The sequence below is a fragment of the Pseudoalteromonas sp. SIMBA_162 genome (assembly GCF_046535955.1).
GTDB classification, from domain to species: domain Bacteria; phylum Pseudomonadota; class Gammaproteobacteria; order Enterobacterales; family Alteromonadaceae; genus Pseudoalteromonas; species Pseudoalteromonas marina.
Window position 1 is genome coordinate 1 of the sequence record NZ_JAWJBQ010001194.1, and the last position, 237, is coordinate 237.

1 protein-coding gene is annotated in these 237 nt (G+C 43.9%); it reads right to left on the reverse strand.

The window, feature by feature from the left end:
• Window positions 1-50 precede the first annotated feature (50 nt).
• Window positions 51-237, reverse strand: a 187-nt coding sequence (locus R0J88_RS23450) for a hypothetical protein (RefSeq protein ID WP_410901384.1), incomplete at its 5' end; no start/stop codon positions are given.

The following is a 237-nucleotide window of genomic DNA, read 5'->3' on the forward strand; positions in this document are numbered from 1 at the left end:
TGTTGTTATGACCTAACCTTGTTTTAGTGAATGATCAATAACTCCGCGTGCTACGTCCAAGACAATCTTAAACGATAAATCATCGACTTTGTCGTTCTCAGGCTTTGACTTTTTGTCGCATCTGCTGTGAGACCGCTTTCAAGCGTATGTTTTATTGCGCGAATGACGCCTTTCACGCTGTCAGGTCGTCTGCAACCAAGGATTGAGTATAAGACCATCAGACGCTGAAAACGGTGA